The organism is Aeromonas sp. 1HA1 (assembly GCF_029237385.1).
Lineage (GTDB): Bacteria > Pseudomonadota > Gammaproteobacteria > Enterobacterales > Aeromonadaceae > Aeromonas > Aeromonas popoffii.
Genome location: NZ_JAACGC010000001.1, coordinates 53,914 through 69,960, shown reverse-complemented (window position 1 = coordinate 69,960; position 16,047 = coordinate 53,914). Strand labels below are relative to the sequence as shown.

At 59.2% G+C, this 16,047-nt stretch carries 12 protein-coding genes, 1 pseudogene and 1 riboswitch; of the genes and pseudogenes, 7 read left to right on the top strand and 6 right to left on the bottom strand.

What is annotated here, in order from left to right; translation table 11 throughout:
* Positions 1-27: 27 nt before the first annotated feature.
* Positions 28-849 carry an HDOD domain-containing protein gene (locus tag GWQ22_RS00355; RefSeq protein ID WP_275929147.1) on the top strand — a complete coding sequence of 274 codons (822 nt, stop codon included), beginning with the start codon at positions 28-30 and terminating at the stop codon, positions 847-849.
* Between the two features lie 116 nt (positions 850-965).
* Positions 966-1,466, top strand: a complete 501-nt coding sequence (locus GWQ22_RS00350) for a GNAT family N-acetyltransferase (RefSeq protein WP_275929146.1) — start codon at positions 966-968, stop codon at positions 1,464-1,466.
* Positions 1,467-1,661: 195 nt separating this feature from the next.
* Here the strand turns inward: GWQ22_RS00350 and GWQ22_RS00345 are convergent, their stop codons facing one another.
* The 4 genes from GWQ22_RS00345 to GWQ22_RS00330 form a co-directional block, all read right to left on the bottom strand.
* Positions 1,662-1,829 carry a hypothetical protein gene (locus tag GWQ22_RS00345; RefSeq protein ID WP_275929145.1) on the bottom strand — a complete coding sequence of 56 codons (168 nt, stop codon included), beginning with the start codon at positions 1,827-1,829 and terminating at the stop codon, positions 1,662-1,664.
* A gap of 68 nt (positions 1,830-1,897) precedes the next feature.
* Complete coding sequence (locus GWQ22_RS00340; RefSeq protein ID WP_275929144.1) at positions 1,898-3,103, bottom strand: J domain-containing protein; 1,206 nt, start codon at positions 3,101-3,103, stop codon at positions 1,898-1,900.
* 659 nt (positions 3,104-3,762) lie between these two features.
* A complete protein-coding gene (locus GWQ22_RS00335) occupies positions 3,763-3,939 on the bottom strand; it encodes a hypothetical protein (RefSeq protein WP_021139540.1) in 177 nt (58 codons plus the stop codon).
* A 466-nt stretch (positions 3,940-4,405) separates the two neighbouring features.
* The gene (locus GWQ22_RS00330; RefSeq protein ID WP_275929143.1) at positions 4,406-5,683 is read right to left on the bottom strand and encodes a sodium:proton antiporter; all 1,278 of its coding nucleotides are present in this window, start codon (positions 5,681-5,683) and stop codon (positions 4,406-4,408) included.
* A 203-nt stretch (positions 5,684-5,886) separates the two neighbouring features.
* Here GWQ22_RS00330 and metH point away from each other — a divergent pair, with 203 nt between their 5' ends.
* The gene (gene metH, locus GWQ22_RS00325; protein WP_212512568.1) at positions 5,887-9,582 is read left to right on the top strand and encodes a methionine synthase; all 3,696 of its coding nucleotides are present in this window, start codon (positions 5,887-5,889) and stop codon (positions 9,580-9,582) included.
* Positions 9,583-9,821: 239 nt separating this feature from the next.
* Positions 9,822-10,718, top strand: coding sequence for a 30S ribosomal protein S6--L-glutamate ligase (rimK, locus tag GWQ22_RS00320; protein ID WP_042037925.1), 897 nt, complete (start codon positions 9,822-9,824; stop codon positions 10,716-10,718).
* Positions 10,719-10,840: 122 nt separating this feature from the next.
* Here the strand turns inward: rimK and GWQ22_RS00315 are convergent, their stop codons facing one another.
* Positions 10,841-12,070: a HAMP domain-containing sensor histidine kinase gene (locus GWQ22_RS00315; RefSeq protein WP_275929142.1), complete on the bottom strand. Its 1,230-nt coding sequence runs from the start codon at positions 12,068-12,070 to the stop codon at positions 10,841-10,843.
* A gap of 55 nt (positions 12,071-12,125) precedes the next feature.
* Positions 12,126-12,793: pseudogene (locus GWQ22_RS00310) on the bottom strand (response regulator transcription factor).
* A gap of 90 nt (positions 12,794-12,883) precedes the next feature.
* Here GWQ22_RS00310 and GWQ22_RS00305 point away from each other — a divergent pair.
* The 3 genes from GWQ22_RS00305 (at position 12,884) to aerA (ending at position 15,664) form a co-directional block, all read left to right on the top strand.
* Complete coding sequence (locus tag GWQ22_RS00305; RefSeq protein ID WP_275929141.1) at positions 12,884-13,306, top strand: hypothetical protein; 423 nt, start codon at positions 12,884-12,886, stop codon at positions 13,304-13,306.
* A 116-nt stretch (positions 13,307-13,422) separates the two neighbouring features.
* The gene (locus tag GWQ22_RS00300; RefSeq protein ID WP_275929195.1) at positions 13,423-13,884 is read left to right on the top strand and encodes a hypothetical protein; all 462 of its coding nucleotides are present in this window, start codon (positions 13,423-13,425) and stop codon (positions 13,882-13,884) included.
* 301 nt (positions 13,885-14,185) lie between these two features.
* Positions 14,186-15,664 carry a beta-barrel pore-forming toxin aerolysin gene (aerA, locus tag GWQ22_RS00295; RefSeq protein WP_275929140.1) on the top strand — a complete coding sequence of 493 codons (1,479 nt, stop codon included), beginning with the start codon at positions 14,186-14,188 and terminating at the stop codon, positions 15,662-15,664.
* A gap of 105 nt (positions 15,665-15,769) precedes the next feature.
* Positions 15,770-15,883, top strand: a riboswitch (TPP riboswitch).
* Positions 15,884-16,047 lie beyond the last annotated feature (164 nt).

The window sequence follows — 16,047 nt, the reverse complement described above, 5'->3', positions numbered from 1 at the left end:
CATAAAATTGTATGGACGGATATCAAGATGCCCACCATAGACTCGCTATTATCCAAGCCCCACAATCTGCCCAATGTGCCCGAAGTCATGCGCGATTTGGTGCAGACCTTCAGTGAGAAGGACCCGGATATCCTATTGATCGCCAAGAAGATCAACAAGGATCCCGTCATTTCTGCCAAGCTGCTGCGGCTGGCCAATTCCGCCAAGTTTGGCGGCAGTCGCCAGGTCGGCACCGTCAACGAAGCGGTCGTGCGACTCGGGGTCGATGTGGTGCGCAACATGGTGCTGGCGTGCGGCCTGACAGGCTCCATCAATGCGGTGCCCGGCATCGACCTCAAACACTTCTGGGGCAAGGTGTTCGACGTGGCGGAGCTGGCCAGACGGCTCGCCAAGCTCAAGGGTATGAAGGGGGAGGAGGTGTTCACCTGCGCCCTGCTCTATGACATGGGGCGACTCATCATGCATGTAGGATTGCCGGAAAACATGGTAAACCACATCAAGGATCTGGAGCCGAGCAAGGGGCGCGCCAAGGCAGAGGAGCTGGTGGTCGGCTTCAACTATGCCCAGACCGGGGCGGAGATGGCCAGGCGCTGGCAATTTCCCCTCAGCATCTGCCACGCGGTGGAGTATCACTACAACCCCTTGCTGGCCAAAGAGTTCTCTGCCGAGGCTGCGCTTATCCACCTGGGCATAGTGCTGGCGGCGCAATCGGATGTGGGGGAGGAGGCGCCCCCCGAGTGGCCCACTCAGGTGGCCGAGCGACTCGGTCTGGCCTGGCCGGATTGTGCCGCCGTGTTCATGGCCTTGCGCGAGCAGGGCAATGGTTATGCGGGCCTGCTGGCGGCCTGAGTCCGCTCATCTTGCTATCGGGGTCGCACTGCGGCCCTTTTTCATGGGGTTTACCTTGCCAACGAGGCGGAGCAGGGGCAGTCTTGAGGGCCTTTTTTGCTGAAAGAGTCCTTGCCATGATCCTCTCCGAGCGCCTGCTGCTGCGCGAACTGACCCTAGCCGATGCCCCCTTCATTCTCGCATTGCTTAACGATCCCGACTTTCACCGTTACATAGGGGATCGGGGGATACGTACCCTGCTCGACGCCGAAAACTACATCCAGCAGGGGCCTGCCGTCAGCTATGCCCGTTATGGTCACGGGCTCTATCTGGTGGCGCGCAAGGAGGATGGTGCCAGCCTCGGTATCTGCGGTTTGATCAAGCGCGATACCCTGGAGCAGGTCGATATCGGTTATGCCTTCCTGCCGCAATATCGAGGTCAGGGTTACGGCATAGAAGCGGCGCAGGCCGCCCTTGCCGATGGCAAAAACCGCTTGGGGATTGGGCAAGTGGTCGCCATCGTCACGCCGGGCAACGAGCGATCGGTGGCACTGCTGGCCAAGCTGGGGCTGGTGCGCAGTCGTCTGGTCAAGCTGAGTGAGGATGCTGACGAGTGTCTGCTGCTGGAACAGGCTTGAAAGCCTTTTATGGTGGTTGCTGGCAGGCATTGGCGCTGATAATCCGTGCTCCATCATCGTCTCTCTGCAAGCCATGGGCTGATGCAGCAACAGACTGAATAATATGAGTAATTAGCATGATTATCCCATTGGAAATCCGCCTGATAGCCGTCGTTATGGCCTTCATCCACATAGCAGCCGGCACCCTTCCCAGCACTAGATAAAATTGCACCAGCGTATCGTGATGGTTTGGGGAGTCGCTGGTTTGCTGAACCCGCCCTGGCTGGCCAGTTGCAGCCCCTTGGCAAAGCTGGCCTCACCACTTAACGCTTTCAGTTCGGCAATATCGATCAGTTCATCGAAATGGGTGGAATGGCGGGCCAAGGCACTCTCCTTCTGTGGCGTGATGGCAGTGAGAGGATGCGATATCGCGCATCGGGTGATGGGCGAGCTTAGCGGAAGAAGATCTCGTCAAATCCTGCTGCCTCATCCCAGGCAGCATACTCGCGTTCATCCCAGCGCTTTGCCAGATATGGCTTGAGGGTCTGCAGGGTAGTGATGGTCGCCAACTGTGTATGCAGCTGCTTGATGTCGCGCTGCAGATAGTGCTGGTGATCCTCGAACGCGAGATCGGTCTTCTTCTTCGAACTCTGTTTGAACTTATGCAAGACAGCCCCCTGCACCCCCTCGGTACCCCCGTAGTAACGGACCTTCAGCTCACATATCTTCAGCTTGAGCGCGGGGTTGATGGCCGCGAGGTTCTCCTCGCTCAGCAGGTTTTCTGCCTCGGGCAGATGGCTATGGGCCAGTTGCAGCAGGGTAAACAGATCCCGTTGTTCCCAGGCGAGGCTGAGCTCACCCATGATGCGAGTCTTCGCATCCCGCTGTGCCGGGTCCTGCTCCCGGTCGGGGTGCAGCGCCATCGCCAGTTTGCGATAGAGCTGTTTGAGGGTCGAGCTGTCGAGCAGCAGCTCAACCCTGGCGACCTCGTCCGGATGGACGTGGTCATGGCGGGTCTGCCAGCGTTCGAATGACTCATCACTGGCAAACGCTTCCTCGGCAAAGTCCGGCTCTTCGTCGTCCCACTCTGCTGCACCGGCGCCACCAGCCCTTCTCATTTCCGCTTGCGCTTTCATATAGTCGCGCAGCTTCTCGGGGTGTCTGACCATCTCGCGCAGCACCTCGATATCATCGGGGCTGTCACCGAACGCCTCTTGCAGCATGTGAGTGATAAAGTCGCAGCTCGCCTCGAGCTGCGCTTCATCAAGCTGGGTGACACTGCCCGATTGCACCGCCATATAGAGTGACTCCAGATCCAGCTCTCCCCGAAACGGGTTGGATTCAAGATATTCCATCAACTCATTGAGCCAGTCATGGAGCATCTCGCGTTGCCATTGGGTAAAACTCTTGCGGGCGGTAAATCCGGCCAGCCGCTGGCAAAGCTGAAAAATCAACGCGCACTGTTGACGTTCGAGGGGTTCAATGTCGCTGACAAAGCGCTGATAGATGCCTGCCCCCTCCTGCTCCTGTTTGGCCAGTTTGGCCTGCAGCTTCTCGATGTCTTGCCACTGACGATGAAAAGAGGCAAGGGCCGGATTATCGTGGCGCGGCTCGACCGCTTTGCGCTTGGCCGAGGTTTTACGCTTGGTCAGTGACATGGGGGCTCCAGGGGAATGGTCAGAGATTCAACAACCTGCATCGGTCGTTGCCGTGGGCAGATTAACAGAGGGAAATAGCACTGACTACTTCCGGGGGAGAGGGAAAAGTGGCGAACGCCGCCAGCGGCGAACCTGTGCCCAAGGTTGGCAAGGGGTCGCGAACATCTGATTACGCTTCGCTGATCAAACCTGCGGGATCGGCGGAGAATGTCCGTTCAGCCCCTTGCGTCAGCCTTGGCAGAATGGGTCATGGGCCTTCAGGACATAGAAGTTGCTGCGCTCGGGCATGGTCACTCTTTCGTAAAGTAATCCGAATCCAGAGTCTTGATGGTGCGGGTCTGGCGCTTGCCATTGCCCTGCGACACCTTGAGTGCTACAGGCATCATGGCTTTATGGCCGGTTATCGTTTCGGGGTGATCAGTGCGAGATAAAACAGAGGCTTATCTTGCCACTGCGACTTGAATGGAGTTGCTGGGCATGTTGCGGATTGTGGGCTTGATCTGCTGAGGCGTGCGGGGGAGGTCAGGTCAGTGGCAACCTTGCGCTGGTATCAGCTGATGTTGCCTTGATGGTGGTCACTTGGGTGGTGACCAAGCAGCAAAGAGGCCGCCGTGAGTTGCGGCCTGTCTGCATCGGGCGCTGCCGCTTGGCAGGCAGGATCAGTTGAGGTCTTCGATGGAGAACTCGCCAGCGATACCATCACAGGAGATGGCGAAACCGCCGCTGAAGCGGGTGCTGAACTGGATCAGAAACGCATCGGAATCCTGCTCTTGCACAGGCAGGTTGATGGGCTTGCTACGACGCAGGGGCTTGTGTGTATGTATGGTTTTCATCATTGTATTTCTCTATATAAATTAAGTGTTTGCTCCTTGTTTTTGCAAATTTCAGGTTAATGGGCGCGGCCAACCTGTGGGGTCGACAAGCGCGCAGGAATACCCAGCCCGAGTCACGGGCGTCTGCACTGTCAAGGAATATGCTGATGCATAAATCAAATTGGGTGGGCAGATCGGGTCTGCACCGTGAGAGCCGGGCAACGCAGGCAGACAGCCTGACGGTTCTCAAGGCGAGTAAATCAGAGGAAGGTTATGTGGGTACTGGCAGGATTCATCTAACGTTGAAGCATTGCGAACATAAACAGGGCTGATTAACTAGCCGGCGCGCATTCTCTCCTCGATATGAATAAAAAGCAAACAATTATTTGGTGGTTTTGTATCAAATCCGTTTTTTTCGGTATCGCCAGTCACAAAAAGGGCTCCCGTCGGGAGCCCTTTTGCATGGTGCCAACAGTGATCAGCGGGTGACTCAGTAGTCGCCGCAGGCCTTCTTGGCGGCGGTGATCATAGGTGTAATGGTCATGCCCTGCACCACGATGGAGAACATCACCACCGAGTAGGTCATCACCAGTATGACCTGACGCAGATCGACGTTGTGCTCGGGTATCATCATGACACCGGAAGGCAGTGCCAGCGCCATGGCCATGGCCAGACCACCGCGCAGACCGCCCCAGGTGAGGATCCGTACCGAGAAGGTGTTGTAGTTGCGGAATTTGCGGAAAGCCATGTAGGGCAGCGACACGCTGATGAAGCGGGCGGCCAGACAGAGGGGAACCGCGATGACCAGCAGGATCCAGTCTTGCCAGGCGAGATCCAGCAACACCAGCGCCAGACCGATCAGCAGGAACAGCAGGGCGTTGAGGAACTGGTCCATCAACTCCCAGAAGTGATCCAGGTGATGGCGGCTCTGCTCGGAGAAGCCGGAGTGACGGGTCCAGTTGCCGATCATGATACCGGTGACCACCATGGCCAAGGCGCCGGAGACGCCGATCATGTTGGCCAGCGCAAAGCCGGCAGTCGGGATGCACAGGGTCAGCAGCAGCTCCAGGGAGCCGTCATCGGTGGCGCTGATCATCACGTGGGCGATGAGGCCCAGCACGGCGCCGAACAGTATGCCGCCGAGGGCTTCATGCAGGAACAGGCCTGCCACGCTGCCGAAGGTGGGTTCCACCCCGCCAAAGGCGACGGCAAACACGGTGGCGAAGATCACCAGACCGACACCGTCGTTGAACAGGGATTCCCCTTCGATCTGGATGGCGATCTGGGGGGGCGCCTTCATCTTCTTGACGATGGCCAGCACGGCGATGGGGTCGGTGGGGGAGATCAGGGCCCCGAACAACATGCAGTAGACCAGCGGCAGCTCCCAGCCCAGCAGCTTGGCGATGAACCAGAAGCCGTAGCCGATGAGTAAGGTAGAGAGCAGGGTCGCCACGATGGAGAGAATGGTGATTTCCCACTTCTGGCTACGCAATGCCTTCAGGTTGATGCCGAGACCACCGGCGAACAGCAGGAAGCCCAAGATCCCCTTCAGCAGGAAATTCTGGAAATCTATGCTCTCCATGGTTTTGACGGCCAGGGGTTCGAGATTGAACCAGCCCAGCTTACCGAACAGCACCAGCAGCGCGGAGATCAGCATGGATCCGGCGGTGATGGCGATGGTGGTCTGGATCTTCACAACATACTGATTGGCAAAGGCGATGAAGATCGCCAACGCTGCCAGGAAGCAGAGTGTGTAGTAGACGCTCATAGTTATTTTTCTCTTTAGTAAACAGCAAGCACGTACCCCTATTGAGGACGGGCATAGGGTACTCTGGGGTCACATGTTACTCATTACCTATTTATGAGTATATGTAGCGAGATTACGGACAGATAGACGGCTAGATTTCCATTTGATTTGTTTGCTGCTAGGATGAAGTTCACGCAGTTGCATGGATGTAAGAGGAACGAGCGGTGTCGAGCATAGAGTCGAATAAAAAGTCGGACATAAAGAAGAGGCTGGAATCCTGTCTCAAGGAACGGATCCTGATCATCGACGGGGCCATGGGCACCATGATCCAGGGCTACAAGCTGGGCGAGGCGGATTATCGCGGTGAGCGGTTTGCCGACTGGCATACCGACATCAAGGGTAACAACGACCTGCTGGTGCTGACCCGGCCCGGGATCATTCGTGAGATCCACGATCAGTATTGTGCCGCCGGGGCCGACATCCTCGAGACCAACACCTTCAACGCTACCCGCATCGCCATGGCCGATTACGAAATGGAGGCCTTCTCCGCCGAGATCAACCGCGAGGCCGCTCGTCTGGCACGCGCCGTGGCGGACGAGTGGACGGCCAAAGACCCGGCCAAGCCGCGCTTTGTCGCCGGGGTGTTGGGCCCCACCAACCGCACTTGCTCCATCTCGCCGGACGTGAACGATCCCGGCAAGCGCAACGTCACCTATGACCAGCTGGTGGCTGCGTATACGGAGTCGACTCACGCCCTGATCGAGGGGGGCGCCGACCTCATCTTGATCGAGACCATCTTCGATACCCTCAACGCCAAGGCTGCTGCCTTCGCGGTGGATCTGGTGTTTGAGGAGCTGGGCTATGCCCTGCCGGTGATGATCTCTGGCACCATCACGGATGCCTCCGGCCGTACCCTCTCCGGCCAGACCACCGAAGCCTTCTATCACTCACTGCGTCATGTAAAGCCCATCTCGTTTGGCCTTAACTGTGCGCTCGGCCCCGATGAGTTGCGCCAGTATGTCGAAGAGCTGTCGCGCATCAGCGAGGCTCACGTCAGTGCCCACCCTAACGCCGGTCTGCCCAATGCGTTTGGTGAGTACGATCTGGATGCCGACGAGATGGCCGCCCATATCCGCGAGTGGGCTTCGAGCGGCTTCCTCAATCTGGTGGGGGGCTGCTGCGGCACCACTCCAACCCACATCCGCGCCATGAGCGACGCCGTGGCGGGTATCAAGCCGCGCGCCCTGCCCGAGCTGCCAGTGGCCTGCCGGCTGTCTGGGCTTGAGCCGCTTATTATCACGGCGGACTCCATGTTCGTGAACGTGGGGGAGCGGACCAACGTCACGGGTTCCGCCAAGTTCAAGCGTCTCATCAAGGAGGGGCTCTACGACGAAGCCCTCGATGTGGCCAAGCAGCAGGTAGAGAGCGGCGCCCAGATCATCGACATCAACATGGACGAGGGGATGCTGGACGCCGAGGCGGCCATGGTGCGTTTCCTGAACCTCATCGCTGGCGAGCCGGACATAGCCCGGGTGCCGGTGATGATCGACTCCTCCAAGTGGGAAGTGCTGGAGGCGGGCCTCAAGTGCGTGCAGGGCAAGCCGGTGGTCAACTCCATCTCCATGAAGGAGGGGGAGGAGAAATTCATCGCGCAGGCCAAGCTGCTGCGCCGCTACGGCGCCGCCGTCATCGTCATGGCGTTCGATGAGGTGGGGCAGGCGGACACCCGTGCCCGCAAGTTCGAGATCTGCCAGCGCGCCTACCGCATCCTGGTTGATCAGGTCGGTTTCCCGCCGGAAGACATCATCTTCGACCCCAACATCTTCGCGGTGGCGACCGGCATCGACGAGCACAACAACTATGCAGTGGACTTCATTGAGGCGGTGAAGGACATCAAGACCCATTTGCCTCACGCCATGATTTCAGGCGGCGTTTCCAACGTCTCCTTCTCGTTTCGTGGCAACGAGCCGGTGCGTGAGGCGATCCACGCTGTCTTCCTCTACCACGCCATTCAGAACGGCATGGACATGGGAATAGTCAACGCCGGTCAGCTCGCCATCTATGAAGATATTCCGGCCGAGCTGAAGGCCAAGGTCGAGGCCGTGGTGCTCAACTTGAGTGATAGCGCCACCGAGGATCTGCTGGCCATCGCCGAGAAGTATCGCGGTGCCGGTGCCCAGGCGGAGGATCCGCGGGATCAGGAGTGGCGCAGCTGGCCGGTGGGCAAGCGGCTGGAGCACGCCCTGGTCAAGGGGATCACAGATTTTATCGAAGAGGATACCGAAGAGGCGCGGGCCGGCGCCGAGAAGCCGCTGCACGTCATCGAAGGGCCGTTGATGGATGGCATGAACGTGGTCGGCGATCTGTTTGGTGCAGGCAAGATGTTCCTGCCCCAGGTGGTGAAGTCGGCGCGGGTGATGAAGCGGGCGGTGGCCTATCTGCAGCCCTATATCGAAGCCGAAAAACAGGGCGGCTACAGCAACGGCAAGATAGTGCTCGCCACCGTGAAGGGGGATGTGCACGACATCGGCAAGAACATCGTCGGCGTTGTGCTGCAGTGCAACAACTACGAGATAGTGGATCTCGGCGTCATGGTCTCCTGCGAGACCATCCTCAAGACGGCGCGGGAAGTGGGAGCCGATATCATCGGTCTCTCTGGCCTGATCACACCGTCTCTCGACGAGATGGTGCACGTGGCCAAAGAGATGGAGCGCCAGGGCTTCAAGCTGCCGCTCTTGATCGGCGGCGCCACCACCTCCAAGGCGCACACCGCGGTCAAGATAGAGCAGAACTACTCGGAGCCCGTGGTCTATGTCTCCAACGCCTCTCGCGCGGTGGGGGTGGCCCAGAGCCTGCTGAACCCGGAACTCAAGCCTGCGTTTGTCGCCCGCATCGACAAGGAGTACGAGGTTGCCCGGGATCAGCATGCCCGCAAGCAGCCGAGATCCCGGCCGGTCAGCCTGGCCCACGCCCGCGCCAACCGGCAGCAGCTGGACTGGGTGAATTATCAACCGCCCAAGCCCCGCGAGCCGGGTGTACAGACGTTCGAGAACGTGCCTGTCTCCGTGCTGCGCCCCTACATCGACTGGACGCCGTTTTTCCTCAGCTGGGAGCTGGCGGGCAAGTATCCGCGCATTCTCGAAGACGAGATCATCGGCGAGGAGGCGACCAAGCTGTTTGCCGATGCCAACGCCATGCTGGACAAACTCGAGCGCGATGGCAGTGTGCGCTGCGCTGGGGTGATCGGCCTGTTCCCCGCCAACGCCGTGGGCGACAGCATTGAGGTCTACAGTGACGAGTCGCGCAGCGAAGTGAAAAAAGTGCTGCATCATCTGCGTCAGCAGAGCGAGAAGCAGGGCTTTCCCAACTACTGTCTGGCGGACTATGTGGCGCCGAAAGAGAGCGGCAAGCCCGACTGGATCGGTGCCTTCGCGGTGACCGGCGGCATCGGCGAAGAGGCCATCGCCAATGCCTACAAAGCCGATCACGATGACTACAATGCCATCCTCATCCAGGCGGTGTGTGACCGTCTCGCCGAGGCCTTCGCCGAGTATCTGCACGAACAGGTACGCAAGGTTCACTGGGGCTATGCCCCCGACGAGGCCCTCAGCAACGAAGAGCTGATCCGCGAGAACTATCGTGGTATACGTCCGGCCCCCGGCTACCCCGCCTGTCCCGAGCACACTGAAAAAGGCAGCATCTGGGCGCTGCTGGGCGTGGAGCAGGCCATCGGCATGCAGCTCACCGAATCCTACGCCATGTGGCCGGGGGCGGCGGTGTCGGGCTGGTACTTCTCCCACCCCGAGAGCAAATACTTTGCGGTAGCGCAGATCCAGCAGGATCAGGTCGAGGATTACGCTGCCCGCAAGGGGATGACCCTGGCAGAAGCAGAACGCTGGCTGGGACCAAACCTGAACTGAATAGTGATCTTCCCCGTGACACAGGTTGATCTTTGACGAGAAACGGCGGCATCCTTGGGCTGGTGGACACTCCAGCTTGGAGCCGCCGTTTGACATATCGGTGACAACGGGATTGCAGTGTGCAGTTCTGTGTGGTTTGTCTTGTTGTCAGGAGAAACAATTGGCGTTGTCTTGGCGCTGTGGCACCTTATACTCTCCCGCCCCATCCTGCCCAGGCACTGCCTTCTAGCGGAATTTTCATGAAGATCGCCATTTTATCCCGTGAGCCCAGAAACTATTCCACCCGCCGTCTGGTCGAGGTGGCGCAGGCGCGCGGTCATCAGGTTGAGGTGCTCGACACCCTGCGCTGCTACATGAATATCGCCTCCCACAGCCCCTCCATTCATTACGAAGGACGAGCGCTGGAGAGTTACGACGCCGTGATCCCGCGCATCGGCGCCAGCATCACCTTTTACGGTACCGCCGTGCTGCGCCAGTTCGAGATGATGAACACCATGGCTCTCAACAGCTCTGTGGCCATCTCCCGTTCCCGCGACAAGCTGCGTGCCATGCAGCTGTTGTCGCGCCATGGCATAGGTCTGCCCATCACGGGTTATGCCCACAGCACCCACGATGTGCCGGATCTCATTACCATGGTGGGGGGCGCCCCCCTGGTGGTGAAGCTGCTGGAGGGAACACAGGGGATAGGTGTTGTGCTATGCGAGACCCAGAAGGCCGCCGAGAGCGTGATCGAGGCCTTTATCCAGACCAACAACAACATCCTGGTGCAAGAGTATATCCGCGAGGCCAACGGCGCCGACATTCGCTGTCTGGTGGTTAATGGCAAGGTGGTGGCGGCCATGCGTCGTCAGGCTCAGCCGGGGGAGTTTCGCTCCAACCTGCATCGTGGCGGCACGGCCGAGGCGATTAAGATAAGCCCGGAAGAGCGGGCGACTGCGGTGCAGGCCGCCAAGATCATGGGGCTGGATGTGGCCGGGGTGGACATTCTGCGCAGTGCCCGTGGCCCGCTGGTGCTGGAGGTCAACTCCTCCCCCGGCCTGCAAGGGGTGGAGGCGGCCTCCGGCAAGGATGTAGCGGGCAAGATCATCGAGTTCCTGGAGCTCAAGGCGAGCCGCAAGAACAAGCCCGCCGAATGAGCCGCTGGCGGCTTGCATCGCGGTATTAACACAAGGCGCCTTCGGGCGCCTTGTCGTTTCTGGCCTCCCTTCTTCCGCTTTTTGGCATAAACGGGGAGCCGGGCGGGGGATGGAGGGGGGGGCTATGCCTCCGTGAGGTCGGTGGTGATCATCACCAGTCGGGCGCTGAACACCCCATCTTCCAGCCGGGTTTCTATCTGCCAGCCGAGCTTCTCGCAGATGCGCTGTATGATGGTGAGGCCGCAGCCGTAGCCGAGGATCTGATCCGGCGCTGCCGCCGTCGGGTTACTGATGGTGAGCACGGGGCCGCACAGCTCGATCTCGATATGCCCCTCGGCATAGCTGAGGGCGTTCTTGAGCAGGTTGCCGAGCGCGATGGCGAGCAAGGAGAGAGGGGCATTGACCTCGCTCTCCTCATCCAGATGCAGCCGGATATCCAGCGTCTCCCGCTGCAGCAGTGGAGCCAAGCGAGCCAGCTCCTGGCGGATCAGCGGAGTGACCTGTTGCAATGGGCGCTCCACCGCCTCCTTGCGGCCCAGCAGCAGGAAGGTCTCGGTGAGCAGCGCCATCTCGTCGGCGGCAGCGCGGATGCGCAGGGTGGCGCGGGCCGCCGGCGCGGGCAAGTCCGTCACCTTGCCAAGCAGGGCGGCAGAACCCTGGATCACCATGTTGGGGGTGCGCAGCTCGTGGCTGGCGAAGCGGCTGAACTCCTGTTCGCGGGCAAACACGGCGCTGACTTCCTGCTTGCCTGCCAGTAGCGCTAGCTCGATATCCCGCAGCTCCTGCCAGGGGGCGTCAGGCTCGAAATCCGCCTGATCCGGGGTGAGGTGGGCAACCCTGTGTTGCAGTCGTTGCAGTGGCCCGGTGATATGGCGCACCAGCCAGATGCCAAACCCGATACACGCGAGCAGCAGGGTCAGCCCGATCAGCCGGGTCGCCAGATGCAACCTGTCTTCGTAAGGGTCGAGATAGTCATCGGCATCGTCGTTGAACACCAGATAAAGCAGGCCATCTCCCGAGGGGTGGCGGGTGACCAGAAAGTGTTTATCCTCCTTGCCCAATTGGTGCTCGAAAAAGCCCGGTGTCTGGTAGGGTTTCAGCCACTTCGGCAGGCGGCCCGCCTCGGTCCAGTAGCTGGAGAACTGCCTGGGGCTCGGGGCGGCCGCAGCCGGGCCGAGTCGCAGCCAGTCATCGCTGTAGCGGGTCACTTCCGCCTCCAGCCAGTGGCGCAGGCTCAGCTCCTCCATCTTGTCTTCGGCCACCAGCATCAGCAGGCTGATGATGATCAGCAGCAGCATGCCAGCCCCGCTCAGGGTCAGGATCAGGCGACGGCGCAGGCTGGGCAGGCTCATGGCGGGCTCCCTTTATGCCGGGCCTGTGGCTGGCCGATGCGCGGCGTCGTTCGTCTCATGAGGTCACCAGCCGATAGCCCTGACCGTGCAGGGTTTCCAGCATGGGGGTGGGAAAGGGTTTATCGAGCGCGTTGCGCAGGGCGTAGATGTGACTGCGCAGTGCGTCGGAGTCGGGCTCCTCATCGCCCCAGACGGTGTCGAGCACCTCCTGACGGCTCACCAGATGGGGGGCGCGGCGCACCAGCAGGGTGAGGATCTGGAACGGGATCTTGCCGAGCTTGAGCTCGACCCCGGCGCGGGTGGCGCGGCTACTGGCGGGATCCAGCGTCAGCTCGCCCACGCTGAGGGCCCCCATGTCGCAGCGGGGGCCGCGCAGTGCCAGCGCCTGTAGTCGCACCTCCAGCTCCTCCATGGCGAATGGCTTGACCAGATAGTCATCCCCCCCGCCTTGAAGCCTGCCAGCTTGTCATCCAGGCTGTCGCGGGCAGTGAGAAAGAGCACAGGGGTCGGGATCCCCTGCTCACGCAGGCGGGCCACTGTGCTGAGGCCATCGAGGCGCGGCATCATGACGTCCATGATGATGACGTCGAAGCGCTGCTCCGCCAACAGTTGCAGCGCGGCCTGACCGTGATAGGCACAGTCCATCCTGTGCCCCGACAGCTCCAGGTAATCCATGATGGTTTCCGCCACCTGAGGATTGTCTTCCACCACCAGTATTTTCATGTTTTGATCTCCTGGTTTTGACTGGCATTTCACGCTCGTCTCACACCGGACGCGCCATCCTGTGTGGCAGTGTAACCCCGAGGATCCCCGATGAAGAAGTCTCTCTGCGCGCTCTTGCTGTTTATCTTGTTGCCACTTGGCATCGCGCAGTCGGCCGAGTTCAAGTTAACCGGCCGCACCACCTGGCAGCTGGGCCAGCTGATGGTCAACGGCCTGCCGTTCGTGATCGACGACCAGACCCGCTTCAAGGACGGGCTGAACGAGGACGATCTCGGTGGCACCTGGGTCGAGATGAAGGGGGGGGTGGAGAACGGTGTGCGCTATGTGCGCAAGGTCGAAGCACTGGACGAAGATGACAAGGGCGAAATGGATCTGGAAGGGCCGGTCGAAGCCGGGCGGATCTGGGGCTACACCACCTCGGACAACAGCCTGGCTCCCTTTGAAGGGCGCTGGCTCGAGCTGGAGTGCAAGTTTGACGGCATGCGCCTGAGCCGCTGCCGCGAGGATGACTGATCCGATCTCTGCTTCTCGATTAGAAATGCTCCCGAATGAAGCCCATGCTTGTCCAGCATGGGCTTTTTGTTCAGGGACGAACGAAGATGGAACAATCGAGAAAATGGTGTGCATGGATGCTGGGTGTGCCGCTTTGGGCGGCGCAGGCAGGCGCCGACGAGTTGTGGCTGGTGGAGCTGGAACACAACGATGGCATTCGGCTGCAATTTCAAGGCGCCGAGCTCGAGCTTGGCAGCGCCGCACTGGCCGGGGGGCGTCAGTTTTCCGACCTCAAGCCCGGTATGAAGCTCGCCATCCTGAGTCGCAACGGCGTTGCCGAACATATTCGCCTTTATGGACACGCGCCTGAGTCAGAACCGGCTGCCCAGTGGCGCCGGGCGGGGGGCACCTTGCTCGCCGTGACGGGTCATGCGCTGCAATTGCAGGGGCTGGGCACAATAACATTCGATGCCGGCACCCGCTGGCTCAACGGCAGTCCCGCCGATCTGCAACCGGGGCGTACCCTGGTGCTGACCCGTGACGAGACGGGCCGTGTTACCGAGATACTGATCCCGAATCCGGAGGATGAGCCGAAATAATGCCAAGGCCTTGGTCACTTAATTGGAAAATATTTAAATTGCTAAATTAGAAATCTCTTTTTTAAGAGGTTATCAAATGTTATTAAGTGACGAATAAAATAATAGAGCGCACGCTCTGATATTACATTGCTCAATATAAAACAATGCTTAATATATCTGTCGATTAATTTTTTTAATGTATTTAAGTGTGGGTTTGACCGCATAATGAGATTGATGCGACTGATACGGCTATACCCACATGCCACCCGCTGATATATAAAGTTGGTGAATGCATGCCAATGTTAAACATATAGGGGTTGCTATGAAAAAATTAAAGCTAACTGGCTTGTCATTAATCATGTCTGGCCTGCTGATGGCGCAGGCTCAAGCGGCAGAGCCCGTCTATCCAGACCAGCTTCGCCTGTTTTCATTGGGTCAAGAGGTCTGTGGCGACAAGTATCGCCCCGTCAATCGAGAAGAGGCGCAGAGCGTTAAAAGCAATATTGTCGGCATGATGGGACAATGGCAAATAAGCGGGCTGGCCAATGGCTGGGTCATTATGGGTCCGGGTTATAACGGCGAAATAAAACCAGGAACAGCGTCCAATACCTGGTGTTATCCGACCAATCCTGCCACCGGAGAAATACCGAATCTGTCTGCCCTGGATCTTCCAGATGGTGATGAAGTTGATGTGCAATGGCGGCTGGTACATGACAGTGCGAATTTCATCAAACCAACCAGTTATCTGGCCCATTACCTCGGCTATGCCTGGGTAGGGGGGAATCACAGTCAATATGTCGGTGAAGACATGGATGTGACCCGTGATGGCGATGGCTGGGTGATCCGTGGCAACAATGATGGTGGCTGTGACGGCTATCGCTGTGGTGACAAGACCTCCATCAAGGTGAGCAATTTTGCCTACAACCTGGATCCTGACAGTTTCAAGCATGGCGATGTGACCCAGTCTGACCGCCAACTGGTCAAGACCGTAGTGGGGTGGGCTATCAACGACAGCGACACGCCTCAATCCGGTTATGACGTTACCCTGCGCTACGACACGGCCACCAACTGGTCCAAGACCAACACCTATGGCTTGAGCGAGAAGGTGACCACCAAGAACAAGTTCAAGTGGCCGCTGGTGGGGGAAACCGAGCTCTCCATCGAGATTGCTGCAAACCAGTCCTGGGCCTCCCAGAACGGGGGCTCGACCACCACCTCTTTGTCCCAGTCCGTGCGCCCGACAGTACCGGCCCACTCCAAGATCCCGGTGAAGATAGAGCTCTACAAGGCCGACATCTCCTACCCCTACGAGTTCAAGGCCGATATCAGCTATGACCTGACCATGAGCGGCTTCCTGCGCTGGGGCGGCAATGCCTGGTATACCCATCCGGACAACCGTCCGAACTGGAACCACACCTTCGTCATAGGGCCATATAAGGACAAGGCCAGCAGTATCCGTTACCAGTGGGACAAGCGTTATATCCCGGGTGAAGTGAAGTGGTGGGATTGGAACTGGACCATACAGCAGAATGGTCTGCCTACCATGCAGAATAACCTGGCCAGGGTGCTGCGCCCGGCTCGGGCCGGGATCACAGGTGATTTCAGTGCCGAGAGCCAGTTTGCTGGCAACATCGAAATCGGCGCTCCCGTGCCGGTCGCTGCCGCCAGCCACTCGAGCCGTGCTCGCAACCTGGGTGCCGGTCAGGGTCTGAGACTGGATATCCCGCTCGATGCACAAGAGCTCTCCGGGCTTGGCTTCAACAATGTCAGCCTCAGTGTGACCCCTGCTACCAACCAATAATGGCAGTGTGTTGCAGTAAGAGAACCGGGCCCATGGCCCGGTTGTTGTTTGCACTGGTCGGTCTTGTTAAATGCTTGTGCTTTCCATTTCCCCACTTATACTGGCGCCATCTTGTCGGAGTGCTGACCGTCGAACGACGCAAAGCTGAGACCGTTAATTCGGGATCCGTGGAACCTGATCAGGTTAAAACCTGCGAAGGGAAACAAGGGTAACTTGCGGGTTACCGCGCCGGGGGCGTCACGCTACAGAGAGCAGAGCCCCCGCTCATCGAAGGGATCACCCGAGATGGGTCAGGGCGCACAGGAGGGAGTCTGTCCCGTCCGGTTGTCCATCAGGGCACCGGGTTGCTGGCCTGAAGGCAGCAGGACAGCAGTCGCGCAGCA

What these genes read in the sequence shown, in the direction of transcription:
- aerA (WP_275929140.1), top strand. Translation starts at nt 14,186, where the DNA reads ATGAAAAAATTAAAGCTAACTGGCTTGTCATTAATCATGTCTGGCCTG.
- GWQ22_RS00300 (WP_275929195.1), top strand. Translation starts at nt 13,423, where the DNA reads ATGCTGGGTGTGCCGCTTTGGGCGGCGCAGGCAGGCGCCGACGAGTTG.
- GWQ22_RS00305 (WP_275929141.1), top strand. Translation starts at nt 12,884, where the DNA reads ATGAAGAAGTCTCTCTGCGCGCTCTTGCTGTTTATCTTGTTGCCACTT.
- GWQ22_RS00315 (WP_275929142.1), bottom strand. Translation starts at nt 12,070, where the DNA reads ATGAGCCTGCCCAGCCTGCGCCGTCGCCTGATCCTGACCCTGAGCGGG.
- GWQ22_RS00335 (WP_021139540.1), bottom strand. Translation starts at nt 3,939, where the DNA reads ATGATGAAAACCATACATACACACAAGCCCCTGCGTCGTAGCAAGCCC.
- GWQ22_RS00340 (WP_275929144.1), bottom strand. Translation starts at nt 3,103, where the DNA reads ATGTCACTGACCAAGCGTAAAACCTCGGCCAAGCGCAAAGCGGTCGAG.
- GWQ22_RS00330 (WP_275929143.1), bottom strand. Translation starts at nt 5,683, where the DNA reads ATGAGCGTCTACTACACACTCTGCTTCCTGGCAGCGTTGGCGATCTTC.
- rimK (WP_042037925.1), top strand. Translation starts at nt 9,822, where the DNA reads ATGAAGATCGCCATTTTATCCCGTGAGCCCAGAAACTATTCCACCCGC.
- GWQ22_RS00350 (WP_275929146.1), top strand. Translation starts at nt 966, where the DNA reads ATGATCCTCTCCGAGCGCCTGCTGCTGCGCGAACTGACCCTAGCCGAT.
- GWQ22_RS00355 (WP_275929147.1), top strand. Translation starts at nt 28, where the DNA reads ATGCCCACCATAGACTCGCTATTATCCAAGCCCCACAATCTGCCCAAT.